General features: G+C 49.4%; 20 protein-coding genes. 3 read left to right on the top strand and 17 right to left on the bottom strand.

What is annotated here, in order from left to right:
* Positions 1–9 precede the first annotated feature (9 nt).
* The 12 genes from DW720_RS08465 to DW720_RS08410 all read right to left on the bottom strand — a co-directional run bounded on the left by DW720_RS08465 (position 10) and on the right by DW720_RS08410 (position 13,493).
* On the bottom strand, positions 10–879 hold the full coding sequence (locus DW720_RS08465) for an NAD(+)/NADH kinase (protein ID WP_117796395.1): 870 nt from the start codon (positions 877–879) through the stop codon (positions 10–12).
* Positions 876–1,724, bottom strand: coding sequence for a TlyA family RNA methyltransferase (locus DW720_RS08460; RefSeq protein WP_118293818.1), 849 nt, complete (start codon positions 1,722–1,724; stop codon positions 876–878). The genes DW720_RS08465 and DW720_RS08460 overlap by 4 nt, the downstream gene beginning before the upstream one ends.
* A 42-nt stretch (positions 1,725–1,766) precedes the next feature.
* Positions 1,767–3,647 carry a 1-deoxy-D-xylulose-5-phosphate synthase gene (gene dxs, locus DW720_RS08455; RefSeq protein WP_118293819.1) on the bottom strand — a complete coding sequence of 627 codons (1,881 nt, stop codon included), beginning with the start codon at positions 3,645–3,647 and terminating at the stop codon, positions 1,767–1,769.
* Positions 3,648–3,708: 61 nt separating this feature from the next.
* Positions 3,709–4,599, bottom strand: coding sequence for a polyprenyl synthetase family protein (locus DW720_RS08450; RefSeq protein WP_118749544.1), 891 nt, complete (start codon positions 4,597–4,599; stop codon positions 3,709–3,711).
* A 5-nt stretch (positions 4,600–4,604) separates the two neighbouring features.
* Positions 4,605–4,814, bottom strand: coding sequence for an exodeoxyribonuclease VII small subunit (gene xseB / locus DW720_RS08445; RefSeq protein WP_022359935.1), 210 nt, complete (start codon positions 4,812–4,814; stop codon positions 4,605–4,607).
* 102 nt (positions 4,815–4,916) lie between these two features.
* Positions 4,917–6,128, bottom strand: coding sequence for an exodeoxyribonuclease VII large subunit (xseA, locus tag DW720_RS08440; protein ID WP_118749517.1), 1,212 nt, complete (start codon positions 6,126–6,128; stop codon positions 4,917–4,919).
* Between the two features lie 3 nt (positions 6,129–6,131).
* Positions 6,132–6,575 carry a transcription antitermination factor NusB gene (gene nusB / locus DW720_RS08435; RefSeq protein WP_107000295.1) on the bottom strand — a complete coding sequence of 148 codons (444 nt, stop codon included), beginning with the start codon at positions 6,573–6,575 and terminating at the stop codon, positions 6,132–6,134.
* A 429-nt stretch (positions 6,576–7,004) separates the two neighbouring features.
* Positions 7,005–8,459, bottom strand: coding sequence for an IMP dehydrogenase (guaB, locus tag DW720_RS08430; protein WP_022359938.1), 1,455 nt, complete (start codon positions 8,457–8,459; stop codon positions 7,005–7,007).
* Between the two features lie 381 nt (positions 8,460–8,840).
* Entirely contained in the window at positions 8,841–10,466 is a 1,626-nt protein-coding gene (gene groL, locus DW720_RS08425; protein ID WP_022359939.1) for a chaperonin GroEL, read from the bottom strand.
* A gap of 74 nt (positions 10,467–10,540) precedes the next feature.
* Positions 10,541–10,825: a co-chaperone GroES gene (locus DW720_RS08420; RefSeq protein ID WP_022359940.1), complete on the bottom strand. Its 285-nt coding sequence runs from the start codon at positions 10,823–10,825 to the stop codon at positions 10,541–10,543.
* A 184-nt stretch (positions 10,826–11,009) separates the two neighbouring features.
* Positions 11,010–11,366 carry an Hpt domain-containing protein gene (locus DW720_RS08415; RefSeq protein ID WP_107000297.1) on the bottom strand — a complete coding sequence of 119 codons (357 nt, stop codon included), beginning with the start codon at positions 11,364–11,366 and terminating at the stop codon, positions 11,010–11,012.
* 12 nt (positions 11,367–11,378) lie between these two features.
* Positions 11,379–13,493 carry a diguanylate cyclase gene (locus DW720_RS08410; RefSeq protein ID WP_333523619.1) on the bottom strand — a complete coding sequence of 705 codons (2,115 nt, stop codon included), beginning with the start codon at positions 13,491–13,493 and terminating at the stop codon, positions 11,379–11,381.
* A gap of 240 nt (positions 13,494–13,733) precedes the next feature.
* On the opposite strand from DW720_RS08410, the gene DW720_RS08405 reads away from it, so the two are divergent.
* From DW720_RS08405 to DW720_RS08395, 3 genes are read left to right on the top strand one after another with little or no spacing between them, the layout of a single operon-like run.
* Entirely contained in the window at positions 13,734–14,192 is a 459-nt protein-coding gene (locus DW720_RS08405; RefSeq protein ID WP_107000298.1) for a hypothetical protein, read from the top strand.
* An 18-nt stretch (positions 14,193–14,210) separates the two neighbouring features.
* Positions 14,211–14,975: an IclR family transcriptional regulator gene (locus DW720_RS08400; protein ID WP_107000299.1), complete on the top strand. Its 765-nt coding sequence runs from the start codon at positions 14,211–14,213 to the stop codon at positions 14,973–14,975.
* Positions 14,976–14,990: 15 nt separating this feature from the next.
* Entirely contained in the window at positions 14,991–15,668 is a 678-nt protein-coding gene (locus DW720_RS08395) for a choline-binding protein (RefSeq protein ID WP_118467961.1), read from the top strand.
* 102 nt (positions 15,669–15,770) lie between these two features.
* Here the strand turns inward: DW720_RS08395 and hgdB are convergent, their stop codons facing one another.
* From hgdB to gctB, 5 genes are all read right to left on the bottom strand, one after another.
* Positions 15,771–16,922 (bottom strand): (R)-2-hydroxyglutaryl-CoA dehydratase subunit beta, encoded by a 1,152-nt coding sequence (hgdB, locus tag DW720_RS08390; RefSeq protein ID WP_107000301.1) that lies wholly within the window; start codon positions 16,920–16,922, stop codon positions 15,771–15,773.
* Between the two features lie 2 nt (positions 16,923–16,924).
* A complete protein-coding gene (gene hgdA / locus DW720_RS08385; RefSeq protein WP_107000302.1) occupies positions 16,925–18,364 on the bottom strand; it encodes a (R)-2-hydroxyglutaryl-CoA dehydratase subunit alpha in 1,440 nt (479 codons plus the stop codon).
* Positions 18,365–18,398: 34 nt separating this feature from the next.
* Complete coding sequence (hgdC, locus tag DW720_RS08380) at positions 18,399–19,193, bottom strand: (R)-2-hydroxyglutaryl-CoA dehydratase activase HgdC (RefSeq protein WP_107000303.1); 795 nt, start codon at positions 19,191–19,193, stop codon at positions 18,399–18,401.
* A 436-nt stretch (positions 19,194–19,629) separates the two neighbouring features.
* Complete coding sequence (locus DW720_RS08375; RefSeq protein WP_107000304.1) at positions 19,630–21,396, bottom strand: carboxyl transferase domain-containing protein; 1,767 nt, start codon at positions 21,394–21,396, stop codon at positions 19,630–19,632.
* A gap of 145 nt (positions 21,397–21,541) precedes the next feature.
* The gene (gene gctB / locus DW720_RS08370; protein WP_107000305.1) at positions 21,542–22,351 is read right to left on the bottom strand and encodes a glutaconate CoA-transferase subunit B; all 810 of its coding nucleotides are present in this window, start codon (positions 22,349–22,351) and stop codon (positions 21,542–21,544) included.
* Positions 22,352–22,367 lie beyond the last annotated feature (16 nt).

Genomic DNA, 22,367 nt, shown 5'->3' with positions numbered 1-22,367 from the left:
TGACTCCTTTTATATCTGTTTCATTTTGTTCCGTATATTTTCCAAAAATGGCACCTGTTTGAGCTGTATCAATGTCGTCTCGATCTCTGATTTTGCTATCTCGATTGTATCACCCGGCTCAATATCAACCACCGTATCGCCGTCAAAGCTCAGCGAAACCTTCGTCCGCCCGGTCGTCTGAATCCGCAGACTCAAATGGCTATCCGGCGGCAGAACGATGCTGCGCGAATTGAGTGAATGCGGGCAGAGAGGCGTCAATACCAGCAGTTCCGCCTCCGGCGCCACGATCGGACCGCCCGCTGACAGGTTGTATGCCGTCGAACCGGTCGGGGTCGCAACCACCATGCCGTCCGCCGAATATTCGTTAAACAGCTGTCCATTGACAGCCAGCTCAAACCGGAACGCATCAATTCCCATACGGTTCAGGACAATATCATTCAGGGCGATATCCTCCATAACAACCTTCCCGCCAGAAATCACGCACCCCTTGATCATCATCCGACTTTCCAGACGGTAGTGATCTTCCATCAGATCCCGCATGGCAGGCAGAATGTCCTCCTCATGCCCAATCTGCGTCAGATACCCCAGATGCCCCATATTGATGCCAAACAGTGGAATCTTCCGTCCCGCCAGATCACGCGCCGCCTGAATCAACGTTCCATCACCGCCCAGACAGATCACACAGTCTGTGTCCTCCGGCACGGTCCGACGATCCGTATAGCGATACGCCGGTATCACCCCAACATCCCGTCGAAGCCCGTCGTGACGGTCCAGGCGAATGCAGCGGCAGCCCTGCTCTGCAAAAAAGCTGCAAATCAGATCGGCGGCCTCCTCTACGCGCGGCTTTTCGCGGTTTACAATCAGATAGAAATTTCTCATGTTTTGTCTAACTCCATGTGAGCTTCCTCAACAACCTGTTCCGGTGAAACCGGACACTCTTTTTCCGCTTTTGCAAGTGCTTCCTCACCAGTCACAGTTTCCTCCGATGCCTGCTCCGGTTTATGCAGATACAGGAGATACTCGATATTTCCCTCCGGTCCCTTGATCGGGGAAAATTCCAGATTCCGGATCTCAAAACCGATCTCTGCCGCATATGCCATCACCATCTGAATGACCTCCAGATGCGTGCTCTTCTCGCGGACAACGCCCTTCTTTCCGACTTTCTCACGTCCCGCCTCGAACTGCGGCTTGATCAATGCAACCACCTCGCCGCCCGGGCTTAAAATCTCCTTGACCGGACCTAAAACCTTCGTCAGGGAAATAAAGGAAACGTCGATCGAAGAGAAATCTACCGGCTCGCCGATATCCTCCGGTGTCACATAACGGATGTTTGTCTTCTCCATGCAGACCACACGCGGATCATTGCGAAGTTTCCACGCCAGCTGTCCATGTCCTACATCGACCGAAAACACCTTGACCGCGCCATTCTGCAGCATACAGTCGGTAAATCCGCCTGTGGACGCGCCGACATCCATACAGACCTTTTGATCCAGCGTCACTCCGAAATGCGTCATCGCCTTCTCCAGTTTCAGACCTCCGCGGCTCACATATTTTAAGGTAGATCCACGTACCTCGATCTTCGCATTTTCATCGAAGGTCGTACCCGCCTTGTCTTCTTTCTGATCTTCTACATATACAATCCCGGACATGATGATCGCTTTCGCCTTCTCACGGGATTCTGCCAGACCTCTCTTGACGAGAAGTACATCTAACCGTTCTTTCATTCTATGTTCTTCCTTCCGCTGCTGCCACTCTTTTGTTTCCCATCATGCTTCCGCGTCAGTCTGCAGCACACCTTCACGTTTCAGCTGCGCCAGAATCGAATCACTGTCAATTCCCAGCTCATTCCGGAGCACCGACACATTTCCGTGTTCGACGTAGGCATCCGGCAGCGCTATATTAACTACCTTGATCTGCGGATAATGCTTCTGTACATAATCCGTCACCCGCTCGCCGTAACCGCCGCGCAGGACATTTTCCTCCAGTGTCACGATCGTATGATGCGTTCCAGCCAGATGGTCGATCACGTCGGTATCCATCGGTTTCACAAACCGCCCGTTGACCAGCGTACACGGCTGCCCGGCACTCTTTAATTTCTCCCGGATATGCTCTGCCGTGCTGACCATGCTTCCGACTGCCAGAAGCGCCGTCCCTCTCTCCTCATACAACATCTCGCTGACGCCATACTCGACCGGTGCCAGAAATTCTTTCAAGCCCCGGTACGCCTCGCCCCTCGGATAACGGATCGCAATCGGTCCATCGTAGGAGATGGCAAACTGCAGCATCTTTTCCAGTTCCCAGCGGTTCTTCGGCGCCATCACACTCATATTCGGCACAGAGGAGAGAAATGTCAGATCAAAAATACCCTGATGCGTCTCCCCATCGCTTCCGACCAGTCCCGCGCGATCCACGCAGAACACAACCGGAAGATTCTGGATACAGACATCGTGAATGACCTGATCATATGCCCTCTGTAAAAAGGACGAATACACCGCCACCACCGGTTTCAGACCGGCTGCCGCCATACCTGCCGCCGAGGTAACCGCGTGTTCCTCCGCGATTCCCACATCGAAAAAGCGGTCCGGATATTCTTTCGAGAACCGTTTGAGCCCCGTTCCATCCGGCATCGCCGCTGTCACCGCCACGATCTTCGGATTTTCCGCTGCCAGACGGCAGATTTCTCTGGAAAATACATCTGTATAGCCCGGATGTTCCTTTTTCCGGAGCGGTTTTCCCGTTTCAATATCAAATGGTTCAACTCCGTGAAATGCCGACGGATTCTTCTCCGCCGGACGGTATCCCTTGCCCTTTTTCGTAATCACATGGATCAGTACCGCGCGGTTGATCTTTTTCGCCTCGCTGAAAATACGGATCAACCCCTTAATATCATGTCCATCCACCGGTCCCAAATACGTGATTCCCATATTTTCAAACCACATGCCCGGAATCAGAAGCTGCTTGATGCTGTTCTTTGTCCGGAGCAGCGTGCCGACCAGATCCGAACCGATCATCGGGATACGCGATAACGTGCCCGCCACATTCTTCTTCAACAGATTGTAGCCCTCATCTGCACGAAGATTATTCAGATACCGCGACATACCGCCGACATTTTCCGAAATGGACATATTATTATCATTTAAAACAATAATAAAATTCGTCTTGAGCCGTCCCGCATTGTTGAGCGCCTCATACGCCATACCGCCGGTCAGCGCGCCGTCCCCGATGACGGAAACGATCGAATAATCCTCGCCCAGCAGATCGCGCCCCTGTGCCATACCAAGCCCCGCCGAAATCGAAGTCGAGCTGTGTCCCGTGTCGAACGCATCAAACGGGCTTTCCTTCCGCTTCGGGAAACCGCTCAAGCCCCCATACTGGCGCAGCCCATCAAAATTATCCTTCCGCCCGCTTAAAATCTTGTGCGTATAGGACTGGTGCCCTACATCCCAAATAATCTTATCCTTCGGAAGATTCAGCGCGCAGAACATTGCAATCGTCAGTTCCACCACGCCTAAATTGGACGCCAAATGACCGCCTGTCCGGCTTGTCGTCTCGATCAGAAACTCGCGGATTTCCGCCGCCAGCTCCTTGCGTTCTTCCTCGCTCAACCGTTTTACATCCTCCGGTCCTTTTATCGTATCTAATACCATTCTTTCATCCCCCAAACCGTTTTCCACATCCGCTGTCGTCCCCGGTCTTCGATTGGATTTTTTATTTTTCACGGCTGACCAGCATCTCGATCAGCTCTTCGAGGAATTCATTCTTTCCAGGCAGGGAATAGAGAATATCAACCGCCGTCTCCGAAAGCTGTTTGACATCATGCTTCGATTTCTCGATTCCCTCCAATGTCACATAAGTGGTTTTATTGTTTTTCTCATCGCTCAGAACCGGTTTTCCAAGCACCTCCTGGCTGCTGGTAACGTCGAGAATATCATCCTGGATCTGGAACGCCAGACCGATCGCCGCCGCCATACGCTCTACTGTCCCGCACTCAGCTTCGCTCGCGCCCGCCATCACGGCTCCGATCACCATCGAAGCCTCCAAAAGTGCTCCCGTCTTTAAACGGTAGATAAAATCCAGCTTATCCTTCGGAATCGGCTGATTCGTCAGTTCCACATCCACCGTCTGACCGCCGATCATGCCGTAAATACCCGTTTTTTCGGATAAAATCTGGATACAACGTCCCACCTTTGCCGCATCCGGCGTCATCGCAAATGTCTTTGCCGCCGTCTCGATCGCGTAGATCAGAAGGGCATCTCCCGCCAGAACTGCCATATCATACCCATATGCAACCCAGGTCGTCTTTTTTCCACGGCGGTACTCGTCATTGTCCATACATGGAAGATCGTCATGAATCAGGGAAGATGTATGAATCATCTCGATCGCCGCCATCAGCGGCTCAATCTCTTTTCCCTGACCGCCAAACAGACGGTATACCTCACGCATCAGAATCGGACGAAGGCGTTTGCCGCCTGCCTTCACGCTGTAATTCATCGCTTCAAAGATCGTTTTCTGATGCCCTTCCTCTGCCGGAAGATAAGAATATACAATCTCTTCCGCTTCCTTGACTGCCTGTGCCAGCCGTTCCTTTGCATTTTCCATCTCTGTCACGCCTCCGTCTCCTCGCCGTTTACGACCATAATCTGTTTTTCAACCTTATCTATCTTTTCACTGCAAGCGCGGACCAGACGCATTCCCGCCTCATACGACGCAAACGATTCTTCCAGCGTGCTGCGGCTGTCCTCCAGCGTCCGCATAATGCCATCCAGACGGTCAAACATTTCCTCGATCGAAAGTTCTTCCTTATTTTCTGCCATCGATCCTGCCTCCTGTTTTATTTAATAGGTTCCTTTCCTGAAATAAAACGTGTTCTCAAATCTTTCTGTTATGATTCACACGCAACACAATGAACCACTTTTTTACCCAGGCAGGTTTTCCTGATAAACCTCCCGGATCTCCGCCTCCACGCGTCCATCTGGCAGACGGACGGTCAGCGTATCCCCAGCTTGCAATCCTGTCACTGTCTCCACACGTTTTCCATCTGCATCCGTCACGAACCCATATCCGCCGCTTATCTTTTTTAACGGGGAGAGACCATCCATCCGGCTGCACACCAGTTCCAGACGATGGCGCAGATCGGACACCTTTTTCTCCATCTGGCGCGCCATCTTAACTCTCGCATCTTCCAGATACTGCCGTCTCTCATTTAACTGGCTCTGCGGACTGTGAAGCTGCAGGCGCAGACGAAACTGCTCCAGGCGATAGGCATACTGCTCCGCCTTCTGCTCCATCCGCTTCGTCATCTGCTGTGCCGCCGCAATGCACTGCTGCTCAAACAGGTGGTAATCAAAAACCGCCAGTTCTGCCGCCGCCGAAGGAGTCGGGGCACGCAGATCCGCCACATAGTCCGCGATCGTAACGTCTGTCTCATGCCCGACCGCCGAGATTACCGGCGTCCGGCACGCAAAAATCGCCCGCGCCACACTCTCCTCATTGAACGCCCACAGATCCTCAATCGAACCGCCTCCGCGCCCGACGATCAGCACATCCAGATGCAGCGCATCCAGGGTCTGGATCGCCCGCACGATACTCGGCGCTGCCCCTGCTCCCTGCACCAGTGTCGGGCAGAGGACAAGCTGCACGTAAGGGTTCCGCCGTCCCGAGATATTGATAATATCCCGGATTGCTGCGCCGGTGCTAGCCGTCACGATACCGACCGTTTTTGCATACTTTGGGATCGGCGTTTTATATTCCGGGGAAAACATCCCCATTTCTTCTAATTCATTTCTCAGTTTTTCAAAGCGCCGGAATAAATCGCCCGTGCCGTCCAGCGTGATCTCGCTGGCATAGAGCTGGTATCTTCCATCCCGCTCATACACTTCGATACTGCCCTTGACGACCACCTGCTGTCCTTCTTCCAGACGGAACGTAAGTCCCTTCCGCCTACTGGCAAACATAACTGCCTGCATCGCTCCCAGACCGTCTTTCAAGGTAAAATAAATATGACCGGACGTATGATATTTGCAGTTAGAAACCTCGCCCTTGACCGAAATCCGGTTCAGGGCAAAGTCCTGTGCGAACATATTTTTAATGTATGCATTAACCTGCGAAACCGAATATACGCCAGCCATCGCTTATACCAGCTTCGCTAAAATGCCGTTGATAAATGCCGGTGAATCATCGCCGCCGAACTTCTTCGCCAGCTCGACCGCCTCATTGATCGCTACCTTCTCCGGTACATCGTCATCGTGCTTGATCTCGTATAATGCCAGGCGCAGGATCGTCAGTTCCACCTTGCCCATACGGCGGGTAGTCCATCCCTGTGCAACCCCATCGATTGCCTTGTCAAGCTCCGGAAGCACATCCAGAATCTTCTCAACCTTGCTCTTTACGTATCCGCCGTCAAAGGTGTCTAACATCGGATTATGGATGATATCGCCGATTCCGCTCGGAACATCGTCCTCCTCTTTCGGCTCTGTAAAATATACATCCACCTGCTCCTGCATCTCATCCGTCGGGTAAAAATCCGCACAGAAAAGCAGCTTAAAGCAATGTTCTCTCAGTTCTCTTCTGGTCATACTAATCCTCCTGTTACCTGTTTCTATCCGTCTGATACGCCCGATTTGCTGCCTCGGTATCGCAAATATCCCTTTCGTAATCCGCTGCAATCGTTTTCTGAATATCCACAGTCTTTCCTGCATAATTGTTATATTTCTACTATTCTAATGTATCATTATACCGTATCCCCGGTTTTTTCACAAGAGTTTGAGAAAAAGAATCCGCCAAAGTTACTGTTCACGGGTAGGCACTTTTGGAACCGAAAGTGCCGTAAGAAAACGTGGTGACAACAGGAATTTGCCGTATTTAAATGCGAAGCCACGGCAAATTCCGTTACTGGGCACGTATGCGTGAACAGTAACCCGCCAAAAAAGCGGCATCCCTGCTGAAGCAGAAACGCCGCTTTTATATCGTTTACAATCTTATCGATTGCTTATGCTATCCAATTTTTATTCATCCACGCTGTAGTTCGGAGCCTCTTTTGTGATGTGGATATCATGCGGATGGCTCTCTTTTAAGGATGCTGCGGAAATCTTGATGAAACGTCCGGTCTCCTGAAGAGTCGGAATATCCGATGCGCCGCAGTAACCCATACCAGCACGCAGACCGCCGAGCATCTGGAATACGGTATCTTCTACCATTCCCTTGTATGCAACACGTCCTTCTACACCCTCCGGAACGAGTTTCTTCGCATCGCTCTGGAAGTAACGATCCTTGCTGCCGTTCTCCATCGCTGCGATGGAACCCATGCCGCGGTATACTTTGTATTTTCTTCCCTGGTACAGCTCAAAAGTTCCCGGGCTCTCATCGCATCCTGCAAACATGGAACCCATCATGCAGACGCTGCCGCCTGCTGCGATCGCCTTCGTCAGATCGCCAGAATACTTGATACCGCCGTCTGCGATGATCGGAATGCCGTACTCTTTGGCAACTGCGTAGCAGTCCATAACAGCGGTGATCTGCGGAACGCCGATACCTGCTACGACACGGGTCGTACAGATGGAACCCGGTCCGATACCAACCTTGACCGCGTCAACGCCTGCCTCGATGAGAGCTTTTGTCGCCTCTCCGGTCGCTACGTTACCTGCTATTACCTGCAGATCCGGATATGCTTCCTTGATCATTCTGACACAGTGAAGAACATTTTCAGAATGTCCATGTGCAGAGTCGAGAACAACTACGTCTACTTTTGCTTTCACCAGGGCTTCCACACGATCCAGCACGTTTGCAGTGATACCTACTGCCGCACCGCAGAGCAGACGTCCCTGTGCATCCTTTGCAGAGAACGGATACTTGATCTGTTTCTCAATATCCTTGATAGTAATAAGACCCTTGAGGTTAAAATCCTTGTCCACGATCGGAAGCTTCTCGACACGTGCCTTGGCAAGAATCTTCTTTGCCTCCGTCAGGGTGATGCCCTCCGGAGCGGTAACCAGATGCTCAGAAGTCATGCACTCTTTAATCTTCTTGGAGAAATCTTCCTCGAACTTGAGGTCACGGTTTGTGATAATACCAACCAGTTTTCTTCCCTCTGTGATCGGAACACCGGAAATCCGGAACTTGCCCATCAGCTCATCCGCATCCTTTAATGTATGCTCTGGGGATAAATAAAACGGGTCAGTGATTACACCATTCTCAGAACGTTTTACTTTATCGACCTCCTCAGCCTGCGCCTCGATCGACATGTTCTTGTGAATAATACCAATTCCACCCTGTCTTGCCATTGCAATCGCCATGCGGTGCTCTGTAACCGTATCCATGCCGGCACTCATCAGGGGGATGTTCAGCTGAATCTTCTTGGTCAGATGTGTCGTCAGGTTTACCTGATTCGGAATAACCTCAGAATAGGACGGCACAAGCAGGACATCATCAAATGTAATGCCATCGCCAATAATCTTACCCATTATATTACCCTCACTTTCGTAAATTTTAAACACCGGACATTGAAAACTGTCTGATGTTAATAATTGATTTTAGCAAGTTTTTTGAAATATGTCAACCGGAGAATAAAGGGGTTGACGATAGAATTTACTTACGCTATTTAATTAGTGTGTCTTATAAATAATGTCAATCAGATAAGTATTAATAATGCAGTCATCCTTAGCCTCATTTCCCTGCCAATTTTTTCACCCAAAAAGAAGGACTGCCACACCTTCGCATAGCAGTCCTTCTCTCCCCTGGCAGCTGCCTGTCAGAGATTCTTTCTATAAATTACCATTTTTATTTTCTACATTCGATACTGCATCTCTGATGTAACATCTTCCGTCATTTTCCGGCTCTCTTACTTACATCATGCCGCCCATGCCAGCGCCTGCTGCCGGACCTGCCGGTGCATCTTCTTTGATGTTGGCAACTGCGGACTCGGTTGTAAGCAGGGTAGATGCAACGCTGGTTGCGTTCTGCAGGGCACTTCTGGTTACCTTTGCCGGATCCAGGATGCCTGCTTCTACCATATCTACGTATTCCTCATTGTAAGCATCGTAACCTACGCCTACCGGGGACTCTTTTACCTTGTTGATGATAACAGAGCCTTCCAGACCTGCGTTTGCTGCGATGTGGAACAGAGGAGCTTCCAGAGCTTTCAGGACGATACGGCCGCCGGTCTTCTCGTCGCCTTCCAGTCCGTCTACTACCTTCTGAACTTCTGCTGCTGCGTGAACATATGCAGATCCGCCGCCTGCGATGATGCCTTCCTCAACAGCTGCCTTTGCTGCGGACAGGGCATCTTCCATACGCATCTTAGCTTCCTTCATCTCAGCCTCGGTCGCTGCACCAACACGGATAACAGCTACGCCGCCAGCCATCTTAGCCAGTCTCTCCTGCAGTTTCTCACGATCAAAATCAGAAGTGGTTTCCTCAATCTGAGCCTTAATCTGAGCCACACGGTCTGCGATGGCTTTCTTATCGCCGCAGCCATCTACGATGATGGTGTTCTCTTTCTGAACCTTAACGGATTTCGCACGACCAAGCTGATCCATGGTGGTATCCTTTAATTCAAGTCCCAGTTCCTCGGAAATAACAGTACCGCCGGTCAGGATTGCGATATCCTTTAACATTTCTTTTCTTCTATCGCCGTAACCCGGAGCCTTCACACCAACAACGGTGAAAGTACCTCTCAGCTTATTGACAATCAGGGTGGTCAGCGCCTCGCCCTCAATGTCCTCAGCGATGATGAGCAGCTTGGAACCAGACTGTACCAGCTGTTCCAGCAGCGGCAGAATCTCCTGAATGTTGGAGATCTTCTTATCGGTAATTAAGATGTACGGATCGTCCAGAACGGCTTCCATCTTCTCCATATCAGTTGCCATGTATGCAGATACATAGCCACGGTCAAACTGCATGCCTTCTACCAGATCAAGCTCAGTCTTCATAGTCTTGGACTCTTCAATGGTAATAACGCCGTCTTTGGAAACCTTCTCCATCGCGTCTGCTACCATCTGACCTACTTCCTCATCAGCGGAAGAGATAGCAGCGACTCTTGCGATATCTGCCTGGCTCTTAACGTCCTTCTTCATGCCTTTGATTGCCTCTACGGCTGCATCTGTGGCCTTCTTCATACCCTTTCTCATGATGATCGGGTTAGCACCTGCTGCCAGGTTCTTCATACCTTCGTTGATCATCGCCTGGGCCAGAACGGTTGCGGTTGTAGTACCATCACCAGCTGCATCGTTGGTCTTGGTTGCTACTTCCTTCACCAGCTGTGCGCCCATGTTCTCAAACGGGTCTGCCAGCTCGATCTCCTTCGCAATGGTCACACCATCGTTGGTAATGAGCGGAGCGCCGAAGGATTTATCCAGAACTACGTTTCTGCCTTTCGGTCCTAATGTAACTCTTACGGTATCTGCTAACTGATTTACGCCCGCTTCCAGAGCTTTTCTGGCTTCTACGCCATATTTAATTTCCTTTGCCATGGTTATCAACCTCCATAATTTTCTTGAATAAACGTTCCGATCAGCATCTGTCTTCCAGACATCCTGCCCATCGATTAACCGATAACAGCCAGAATATCATTCTGTTTTACAATGACATATTTCTCATTGTCCAGCTCAACTTCTGTGCCTGAGTATTTCGAATAGATAACTTTATCGCCAACCTTTACCTGCATCGTGATTTCTTTTCCATCTACCACTCCGCCAGGACCAACCGCGATTACCTCTGCCTGCTGCGGTTTCTCTTTTGCCTGACCCGGAAGAACGATACCTGATTTGGTCGTCTCCTCTGCAACTAACTGCTTTAATACAACTCTGTCAAATAATGGTGTTAACTTCATTATTGGCTCCTCCTTATCCATCCAAATTTATTCCATCTGATTGCTTTTCTTTCGTAATCAGATATGTATCTTCTTCTTACGAAGTATGTTATAACACGTTCTGTTAGCACCGTCAAGTGTTGAGTGCTAAAATTTTAGTAAATTTTACGGGGAGAACTGAAATATTCCATTTCTCCCCGTTCTATTAATTGCTCTCCTCAAATGCCTTAATCGCCGCAACCGTTTTCTCATAACACTCTTTTACCGATGCAAAATCTGCCTCGTATCCGGTCAGTTCTCTGCCTCTCAGTTTTTCGGTCAGCGCTGCGCTTACCTCATAGAAGGCATCAAAGCCCAGGTTCAGACAGATTCCTTTCAGGGTATGTGCCGCGCGGAATGCTTTCTCCGCATCCTTTTCTTTTAATCCATCCTCCAGATCCTGAAAGCTGGAATCGCTCAGAAACTTGATGGCAAATTTTTCCACCAGCGCCACACCTCCAAAGCGTTTCTGAACTCCTTCAAAATCCCCGCCCATTTCTTTGTAGCATTCCTGAATTGTCATGACAGCCTCCTGTTATTTCTCTTCCTCAGTTTTCATACGGCTCAGCTCCTCGCCCGCAGTTCCATACTCTTTTTCAATCGCCTGCGTCACCGCGCCGAAAAACTTCTTCTGTGAATTGTCATAATGTTCAAATTTCTTATTTTTTCGCTCCGGATCACTCATCTCACTCCGGTATGCTGCCTCCTGCAGCTCCTTTTTAATAGGATCCTGAATCTCACACAGGCACTCAAGCAGGAGCGGGTTAAATGTACCACACTCTCCGTTGCAGATCATCTGCACCGCCTCCTCATGAGAATAAGCCTTTTTATAGACGCGCTCACTTGTCAGCGCATCATACACATCCGCCAGCGCCACCACCTGCGCTGAGATCGGGATCTCCTCCCCTTTTAGACCATCTGGATATCCTTTTCCATCATAGCGCTCATGGTGCCAACGGCAGATCTGGTACGCCACTTTCATCAGCGGCTCATCCTCATACATCTGAAGATTCGCAAGCATGTCCGCACCGATCACTGTATGTTTTTCCATGATCTTACGCTCCTCCGGCGTCAGACGACCCGGTTTATTCAAAATCTTCTCGTCAATTCCGATCTTTCCGATGTCATGCAGGGATGATGCCGTGCTGATCAGCATCCGGTTCGACCAGGACAAGGGATATTTGTCCGTCTTCTTGACGAGCTGTTCCAGAATCATCGTCGTCAATATATTAATATTGAGTACGTGCATACCGCTCTCGCCATTTCGAAATTCCACGATCTCGCTCAGAACACTGATCAGCATCCGGCTATTCTTCTCTTTCTCAAAAACCTGGTTCGTCACCATTGCCACCAGGCGGCGCTGTTTCGCATACAATTTGATCGTATTTAAGACACGCCGGTGTACAACCTCCATATCGAACGGGCGCTTGATATAATCAGAAACTCCCCACTCATACGCCTGCTTGATGACCTCGCCCGAATCTTCGCCCGAAATCATGATAACCGGGATATCCCCGATCAGGTTGTTGCGGTTCATGTATTCCAGAACCCCGAAGCCGTTCATCCCCGGCATGACGATATCGAGAAGAATCAGGGAAATCTTCGTCTCATAACGGTTCAGCATGTCGAGACATGCTGAACCATTTTCTGCCTCCAGAATCTCGAATTCGCCTTTCAGCATTTCTGAGAGAATCATACGGTTCATCTCCGAATCGTCCACGATCAAAATGCGGTAACGACTCGCATTGCGCCGCCCGGCTGCCACGATCTCCTCCGGTGTCCACTGTCCATCTTTCTCAGTCACAATCATGTTCTTGGAGGTCTTCGCCTGATACATAAATTCGTCCGCCCGGCACATCGCCTTCCCGACTGTCTCCCCGTTCGTCAGCGTACCGCCGATGCTGACTGACAATTTCAGTTGCGGATATCCTTCAACACTCATGTTGCAGATCAGATCCTGTATCCGATGCAGCTTCTCAACAAATGCCTCCAGACTGATGCCCGGCATCACAAGCAGGAATTCATCCCCGCCATAACGCACCAAGCGGTCCGTCTTACGGATACAGCTTATAATCGCCGCCGACACCGTCACCAGCACTTTATCGCCCGCCACATGCCCATATATATCATTGTAGGTCTTAAAATCATCCAGATCGAGCATCGCGATACCGGCATCCATCCGCTGCTCTTTTAACTGATCTTCAAAATATCTCCGGCTGTAGCTCCTCGTCAGTGCATCCGCATACAGCTCGCGCCTGTAGTGTGCAAATTTCTTAACGAGTGCTTCTCTTCCCTCTGCGTCAAGAAGTGTCTCATCATCCAGACAGGAAATCATCTCCACCACACAGGGAACTCCATCCACCTCCAGATACTTCGCGATGACCTGATACATCTTCAGACCGATAAATTCAAGCTTCATGCACTGTCCCTTCATCGCAAGCGCGCGCTGTGCCGCACAATTCTCACAATTCTTTCCTTTTTCCCAGAACGAATAGCATTTGCAGTCCTCGGATCGGAGTTCCCCGTTCCTCACGTCCATCTTATGGAGTAGATCTTTATCTAAAATACGTACAACCGTAAATATCCTTTCCATCTGTGCAATCATTTGTTCCAATTCCTGCGCCGTCATCTTTGTATTCAAATTCATCATTTTATTTTTATCACCACCTAGCAAATATATAATTTTATTCTACATGATTTCCGGTATGACAACAAGCATTTTTCTCATGCTTCCTGTACATAATTACCGCCCCTGTGTTACTGTTCACGCATACGTACCCCGTAACACGTGATTCACACACTTCCCGTTGTTCACAAAAGATTCCCTTTATTTTTTAGGCGTTTCGTATTACAATAAGGATATCGAATCGTATAGAGAGGAGTATCAACCATGGCAAAAAAACATTTTGGTAAATTACTGACACTGGCAGCTATCGTCGGCGCTGCAGCAGCTGGTGTTTCTTACGTCTTACAGTATAAATCATTCCACAAGGAACTGGATGAGGATTTCCACGACTTTGAAGATGATTTCGATGATTTTGACGATGCCGGCGATAAAGAAGCTTCCAAGGCTTCTGATACAGCTGCCTCCGAACGCAGCTATGTTTCCTTAAATCCGGAGAAAAAGGAAGCTCCGGCTGAGACTCCAGAGGAAACTTCTGAACATTCTGAGGAAAGCGAAAAAGCTCCGGCTGATGCAGATGTCTCTTCCGAAGAACCAGTCAAAACAGAAACCGTCCGCGCAGATGCTCCGGTTTCCGAGGACGGCGAATCTTCTTCCGAGAAAGAAGATTCCGACGCAGCCCCGGATGACAGCACAACCGTGACGGTTGAGGAAATCACAGAATAACACAGGAGGATTCTTTGCATGATACAAAGTCTTCTCCGCGCGATGGAACTTCTGGAACTTTTAAAAGAAGCCAACCACAAATATTCCATCGCAGAACTTTCCGAATCAACCGGGCTTCCGCCCAGCACAATCCACCGGATTTTGCAGACATTTTGTGAAAAAAAATACGTGATCCGCGATGAACACGCGCACACCTACCAGCTTGGTCCCGCCCTCATCTCTCTCGGTCGGGCGGCGGCTGACAATGTGCGGATTCAGGATGCGGCGCTTCCGATTCTCAAGAACCTCTCCTACTGTACCCGTGAGGATTCCTATCTGATCATCCAGGTTGGCGACAAGGGACTGGTACTTGACAAAACGGACGGTCCGAACCACCTCAAGGTCGTCGAAGAATTTGGCTATGAGATGGATCTGCACTGCGGTGCGATCCGCAAAGCGCTTCTGGCTTTCCAGAGCGACGAATACATCCGCCGCTATCTGGACACACGCTTAACCCGTCCTGAGGCATTTCCAAAGGCGGATCCCGCAGAATTGGCAGAAGAACTCCGCACCATCCGTGAGAAGGGCATTGCCGTTTCCCACGGCGAATACGTCCCGGATGCAGTCGGGATCGGTGCTCCCATTTACGGTATTGACGGACGCATTTCCGCTTCGGTCGGAATCATCGCACCGTATTCCCGTATTGAAGATGACACACATCTTCTGCACCTGCAGGATCAGGTCCGCCACAGTGCGGCAGAATTATCCTATTATATGGGACATACATTTAAGCAGGAGAAATAAAGGAGATTTCACTTTATGATTAATAAACGCTTATTTTTAGCAGGCTTAACAACCGGTCTTCTCTCCCTCTCCGTCGCTTTCCCGGCGATGGCAGGAAGCTGGAAAAATGGAGCTGGTGACAATGCTGCCCGCTGGTGGTACGACAACGGTGACAACACCTGGGCGGCAAATGGCTGGCGCTGGATCGACGGCAACCAGGACGGCGTCAGCGAATGCTACTATTTCGACGCCGAAGGCTGGCTTCTAACCTCCACCACGACACCGGACGGCTACACTGTAAACGCAGACGGCGCCTGGACGGTAAACGGCATCGCTCAGAGCCGCCAGACCGCGGCTTCCAATGAATTCGATAACGAAAGCTGGGACGATTTCCAGAACAGCTCCTCCAAAAAGACGAAAAAAACAGCCACCAGCTCCAGCAGGACGCCAGATTCCGGAAGCTCTGACTCCAGCACCGGCTCATCCGAAGATTCTTCCAGCGATGATAGCAGCAATTCCAACGGAAGCTCCGGCAGCCACAGCAATTCCGGAAGCTCCGGTCCGTCCAAAGAAACCTCTTCTACTTCCGGAGACAAAAAGCCGGATGCTCCAAAGAAGAACTCCAAACAGGAACCAGGCAGCGGCTACCGCCAGGGGTCTGTGACGGATGAGCAAATTGCAAATAATAGTTCTTCTGACTCCACTAAGGAATAAATAAATGTATGCCGCAAGGCGCACCAAACAAACGCCCCCGCAAGAAAATCTCCTGCGGGGGCGTTTCTATCTCATCATTCAGTTTCCCAAACGAATCTTCTATTATTTCTGAAGTGCAAGAACGTCAGCGAATGCCTGAATAGCAGTGCTTGCCTGACCGAAGTCTCTCATCTGCTGGTCGATACCCAGTTTGATGTGCGGAACGCCTGCATCGTTCAGAGCTTTCTTCAGGTATGGATACTCCATCTCCTCCGGATCACAGAACTGCTGCATAAACAGTACCAGACCCTGAGCGCCGCTCTCTTTAACCATGTTAGCTACGAACTCACCACGACGGTTCTTGTCAGATTCCGGATCGTACAGAAGTACTTCGTAATCGATGTTAGCGAACTGTTTAGCCAGTGCTCTAACCGGATCCAGCTCGTCTTCCGGAGCGTCTACACGGAAGGAACGTGTCTCATGTGCTACATCATCTGCAGCGATAGCGATGTTGTTCTCTTCGAAGATAGAAAGCAGCTTCGGATTATCACAGATAATACCGGAGGTAACAACCTTGGTTCCCTTCCAGTCACAGACAGGAAGTTTAGCCAGCTCTGCGTTCAGCTCGTTCAGCTTTGCAGTGTATTCCGGCTTCTCCATGAAGTAGAATGCCTTCAGAACTGCGGAACGTTTGGTTGGTGTGATAACATCACAGTGCTCGTTAGCCAGTTTTACGAACTCACGGCGAGCTGCACGGCTCTTGTTGTATACAACGATAGCATCCTGGATGTCAGAATCAGTAATCTTTCTTCCAGCGATCTCTTCCAGATCAGCTTTTACATGGTTGTACTGATCGATACAGAACTGAAGACCAAACTCTTCGAAACGGTTCTGCGGATGAGCTAAGAAGATAACTTTCATCTTGTCGCCCATAGCTACACGGAAGTTCTGGCTCATCGGACGAAGAGTATCACAGATAGTAGGTGTGATAATACCGTCTAACTGATCCATAGTTCCATCCAGCAGCATCTCCAGAGCTAACTGAGCGATGGTGCAGTAGAAAGTAGCGCAGTACTCTTTTGCACGGCTGATGGTCTTAGTGTTGGAACCCCACATACCCATCGGAACGATACCAGCGGCATATACAAGCTCTTCCGGAGCGTAGTAAGGAAGAACACCAACTACTTTTTTGCCCTGAGCTTTATATTCAGCAAGCTGCTGCTTCGGAGTTGCAGCTTTTACCTTAAATTCTTCTAATAATGCGTTAACACTCATGGTTATTTAGCCTCCTTTGCCTGCTTATTTGCTTCCATTGCCTCAACCAGACCCTCTACACGAGTCTCGTACTGAGCAGCATTGAAGTTACGCGGGTCAGCCTGATCGCCGTCGAAACCAGCACACGGGATACCCAGGTCAGCAGTAAAGCGACGCTGCATCTCAGCCATGTAACCACTCCACGGTTTACAGCTTCTGTTGTAGTGAACCAGAACGCCATCTACCTTGTTATCACGGCAGATGCCTTCACGCCAGTCAACACCCTGCTCGATGCAGACAGAGTTCGGAGCTTTGTAGTAAGCACGAGCCATCTCATCGATGTTGTTGTAAACGAAACCAAATGCCGGAGCATATACAACGGCAGTAACGTTTACACCGTGGGTCTTCAGCGGTTTGAACAGAGCCGGCAGTTTCGGCCAGCACGGAATACCCTCGAACATAACACGGTATTTCTCCGGGAACGGAGTTGTGGTCTCACCCTTCTTAACTGTCTCTTCCAGGTCTTTTGCAAGTAATTCAAAAGCATCACCAGCAGCTACAGTAGCACGTGCAGTTACAACGTCTGCCATGTGGTTGAACAGGTCAAATCCACTGTATGGAGCCGGTTTGTACTGCAGGAAATCACAGACTTTCAGCCAAGCCTTAGCGGTACGGTTAGCGTTTGCACAAGCCTGCTCGAACTTCTTCTCGTCGAACTTCTTGCCTGTCAGCTCTTCCAGCTGTTTGATCGCTTTGTCGAACTGAGCGCGAACGTATTTAACATTCTCGTCATGAACTTCTACTGTATTGTTGTACGGGATATCGATCATGATCAGCGGAATGTTGCACATACGAGCGATGTTCTCATACCATTTTGTCATACAGTTACAGATGTTGTTGCAGCAAAGAACGAAATCCGGCTGCGGAATACGCATCTGACGAATCGGAGAAATAGCCTCAAGACGTTTCTCTTTTTCCGGACCATCCGGGAGTTTTTCAATCTCAAGCAGGTTGTCCAGCTGCAGATACGGAGTCTGAGTCTTCGGATCCTTCTTCGGTTTTCCGTCTTCACCCATCACTACGTTGCCGTCAGCATCTTTTAATGGTTTACCTGTGCTCGGATCGATGATGTATTCACCAGTCTCCGGATCATACTTACGGGATACACGTACACCAGCTGCATATGCAAGGCTGATACGAGCGTAACCGCAGATATCGTTGTCATATCCAAGATCCTCAGCTGCCTGGCACATCAGCTCACCGTAACGGTTAGCTGCGATACCAGCTGCCTGGTTCTCCGGATACATAACGTGTAAATCAAATGCTGCTGCAAGCTCACACGGGAATTTGGAAGAAGACCATCCAACTAACTCGCCTCTTGCTTTGGCCTCACGCGCCTCTTTGTGTACGTCATCTACGACTTTACGAAGCGCAAGAACACCAGGACTAACTTGTTTTGCCATAATAATTATCCTCCATTCTTAAAAATTAACTTAGTTACTTCTGACGGCTGGCTACCTGATATGCCATCAGGGCTGCGCCAAGCGCGCCGTTATACTGTGTCAGCGGGGATGTACAAATCTTTACGCCAAGCTCAGCCTCAAGCGCATCTACTACGCCCTGGTTCTGAGCCACACCGCCTGTCATAACGACATCCGGCACTACACCGATTCGGTGGGCAAGACCCGTGACACGATGAGCCACTGAACGATGAATACCGGCAATGATATCACATTTATCCGTTCCCATCGACAACTGGCTTATAACCTCACTCTCTGCAAAAACCGTACAGGTGGAACTGATTCCTACCTGCTTCTTGGACATAGCGCCAAGACGGCCTAGATCACTTACCTCAACTTCGAGAACGCGAGCCATAACATCCAGAAATCTTCCGGTTCCGGCTGCACACTTATCGTTCATCTGGAAGTTTGTCATGACACCGTCCTCAACGCGAAGAACCTTCACGTCCTGACCGCCGATGTCAATTACGGTATGAACCTTCGGGAAAAGGAAATAAGCGCCCTTTGCATGACATGACAGCTCACTCATCTGCTTATCGGCAATTCCGTCCATCAGAGATGTACGTCCATAACCGGTAGCCAGTGTGAATGCCATATCTTCTTTCTTGAGGCCTGCATCTTCCAGAACTGCCTCGATGGCACGGCTTGGACCGCTGGTACCTGCTCCAACGTCAATCAGAGACTTACCTACGATCTCCTTGCCATCCTTCAGGATGATACATTTGGAAGCTGTAGAGCCTACGTCGATACCTAAAGTGAAAATTTCGCTCATGATGTATCTTTTTCCTTTCAATACTGACTTTCTATGCCTGATTTTTGTTTCAACGATGTTTTGGCAGATCCGTGCTATCACATCGTCTCCACCCATCATAATACCACAAAATCAACTAAAAGTCGCTGTAAAATCTTGAAAATGTTATAAAATAATTCTTAACAAAACTATTACTTATTACTTATCTGCCTGAGTATACCAATAAATCGAGCAAAGGTTCCAGTTCCTTTGCCCGATTTATCTGCAAGCATCCGGCAAAACGGTTCATTTCCAGTCATACAGACAAGCCGCTTCGCCAGAGCCTCACACTATTCACACTATCAATTTGTTACTTATCACTATTTACACTATCACTGTCAGCCGCGTACTTACGCGCCTTCTCTTTTTAAAATGTTATCTTAGCGGCACCTATCACAATGCCGTTTTAATTTGATAATTATTTACCGTAGTTGATGAACTCACGAGTAGATCTCGGAGCCAGCATCTGATGCATCGGGCAGATAGCCTGAGCATTCTGATAATAAGCCTCGGTAAATGCCTGGATGTACGGACGAAGATCGGTCAGATCTACGATCTCATCAACCATACCCTGTTTTGTACAATATTTCGGACGAGATTTGTCTGTGTACATCTGGATCATAGCGTTCATCTTGTCGATGATCGGCTGAAGCGGCTCGCCAGCTTTTTTAGCTTTAACAAGCTTTCTGGAGTACATAGCGTTTGCAGCGGTCTCACCCGGCATTACGTAGTACTCGCAAGCACCTGTACCGATAGAGAATACGTTGGTGTTGTTGCCCTGCGGACCACCCAGAACGTAGTGAGCAGCAGCACTTGCCTTACGAAGAGTAACCTCCAGAGACGGAAGCTTAGCATTCTCGATAGAGTAGATCAGGGACTGACCTAAACCAAGCAGCTCTGCCTTCTCAGCGTCATCGCCTACATCGATACCTGTGGTATCCTGCAGCCAGATAACCGGTGTCTTATCACGAGCACACAGAGTAACGAACTCGTTCATCTTAATCAGACCCTGACGGTACAGCTTACCACCGATACCTACAGAACCCTGTTTGTACTCCGGATAGTTCATGAGTAAGCCCTGTACGTTAGCGATAACACCAACCAGAAGGCCGTTAACTTTTGCAAGACCAGCAACGATCTCCGGACCGTAGCCTTTCTTGTACTCGAAGAACTCACTGTTATCAAACAGACGGCCGATTACATCGTAGATGTCGTACGGACGTTTCTGGTTCATCGGGATGATGCTGTACAGATCCTCAGCCGGAAGCTGCGGAGCCTTCGGGCTGTCAACACGGAAGAACTCCAGGTTGAAGCACGGAAGGTAGTTGATGTACTTCTTGATTCCCTCGATAACGCCTAAATCATCCTCGTAAACTTCACGGAAGAATCCGGTCTCATCATAGTGGATCGGCACGGAACCCGGAGCCGGAACGTGATGTTTGCTGTTCTCGATCTGAGCGTTAACGATCTGCTCTGCTGCTTCCTCATCGATGTAACCCTTCGGGTTCATACCGGAAAGGATACCAGCGCCACCAACTGCCATGTTCGCATCTTTATGAGCGATCAGGATAGTCGGGGAAATGCTGTGGTAACCACCACCTGCCGGGTTGGTTCCGTAGATACCTACGATAACCGGAACACCAAGCTGGTTTAACTCAGCGTTGCGGAAGAACGGTGTACCACCACCACGACGGTTCGGGTATACTTTGTCCTGATTCGGGAACTCAACGCCTGAGCAGTTTAACAGGTATACTAACGGCAGATGCAGCATCTTAGCGGTATCTGCAGCACGGAGCAGGTTATCTGCCTGTCCCGGAACCCAAGCACCAGCCATCTTCTTGTTATCAGAAGCGATGATGTAAACCCATTTGCCATTTACACGGCCAAGACCATTCAGAACGTTAGTTGTCTGGAAACGGTTGTCTTCCGGATTGTAAAGGCTGTTTAACGGGCACCATGTACCTGGATCGATCAGGGCGTTGATACGCTGTGTAGCAGAAAGCTGTCCACGTGCGTTTAACTTCTCTTCGGTTGTGATACCAGCATCAAGAGCCTGCTTAATGGACTCATGGATGTCGTTCTCAACAGCCTTCAGTTCCTGCTCGTTTTCCGGATTCGGATTAACCAGAGCTTTACCAACAGTAGGCATATTCTGGAAATATCCTGGCATTGAATACATATTCATGTCTTCTTTTCTCCTTATAAAATAAAAAATAAAAATGGTTATAAATGAATTGCTTGCGGGACAGTTCGTCTCCTGTCCCGCCTGCAATCAGTAACTAATTAATCGACAGAAATGATATCTGTCTTGATTCCCTATGGAAGGCTAATTACTTAGTCTCCTTCGGAACTTTGATGAATGCCTGACCTGGGTCGATCTCTTCACGAATAACGCGGATGATCTCCGGATCCGGACCTTCCATCAGCTGAGCTCTGGAGGTATCGATCTCGAAACCAGTGTTCTCCTGAACCATTTCCGGAGAGGAGAATGGATAGTAGTAAGCCAGGTACATTCTCTTGGTCTCTTCGTCGAATTTCATGATACCAAGATCGGTAACTACCATCTGCGGTCCACGGTTGCCCGGAAGACCTGCTCTCTCACGTCCGCCAGGGCCGTCCATCCAGCCACAGCTTGTGATGTAGTCAACATGCTCCATGAATCTTCTCTTCTGATGCTGCATCATGATGATGGTGTTGCAGAAGGTAGCGATTCCGTTTGCACCGCCAGAACCGGTGAAACGTGTGGTAGGTTTAACATAATCACCCTTACCAAAGATACAGGTAGAGTTAACGTTTCCGTACGGGTCGATCTGAGCGCCACCGATGAATGCGATCATACGATCAGCATCATGTAACCACTCATTAGCCTCGAAACCTACGAAACGAACGTTTGGCCACTGTACTGCACAGTGAGCCATGAAACGGTTGTCACCTACAGAACGCGGAACCTCGATCGGAGAACAATCCATAAGACCACTCTCTACGATCGGATGGCAGCTCGGGCAAACAACACGTTTTGCCAGGGATGCACCGATTAACGGAAGACCGGTACCAACGATAACGATCTGATTTTCTTTAATATTTTTTGCGATGGCGTAAGCCTGCATTTCCTGCTTTGTATACTTTGTATAATCAGCCATTTTAGATTTTCCCTCC

Origin of the sequence: Clostridium sp. AM27-28, from assembly GCF_003480955.1 — a bacterium.
Lineage (GTDB): Bacteria > Bacillota > Clostridia > Lachnospirales > Lachnospiraceae > Otoolea > Otoolea fessa.
This window is presented reverse-complemented; position numbering and strand designations above follow the sequence as displayed.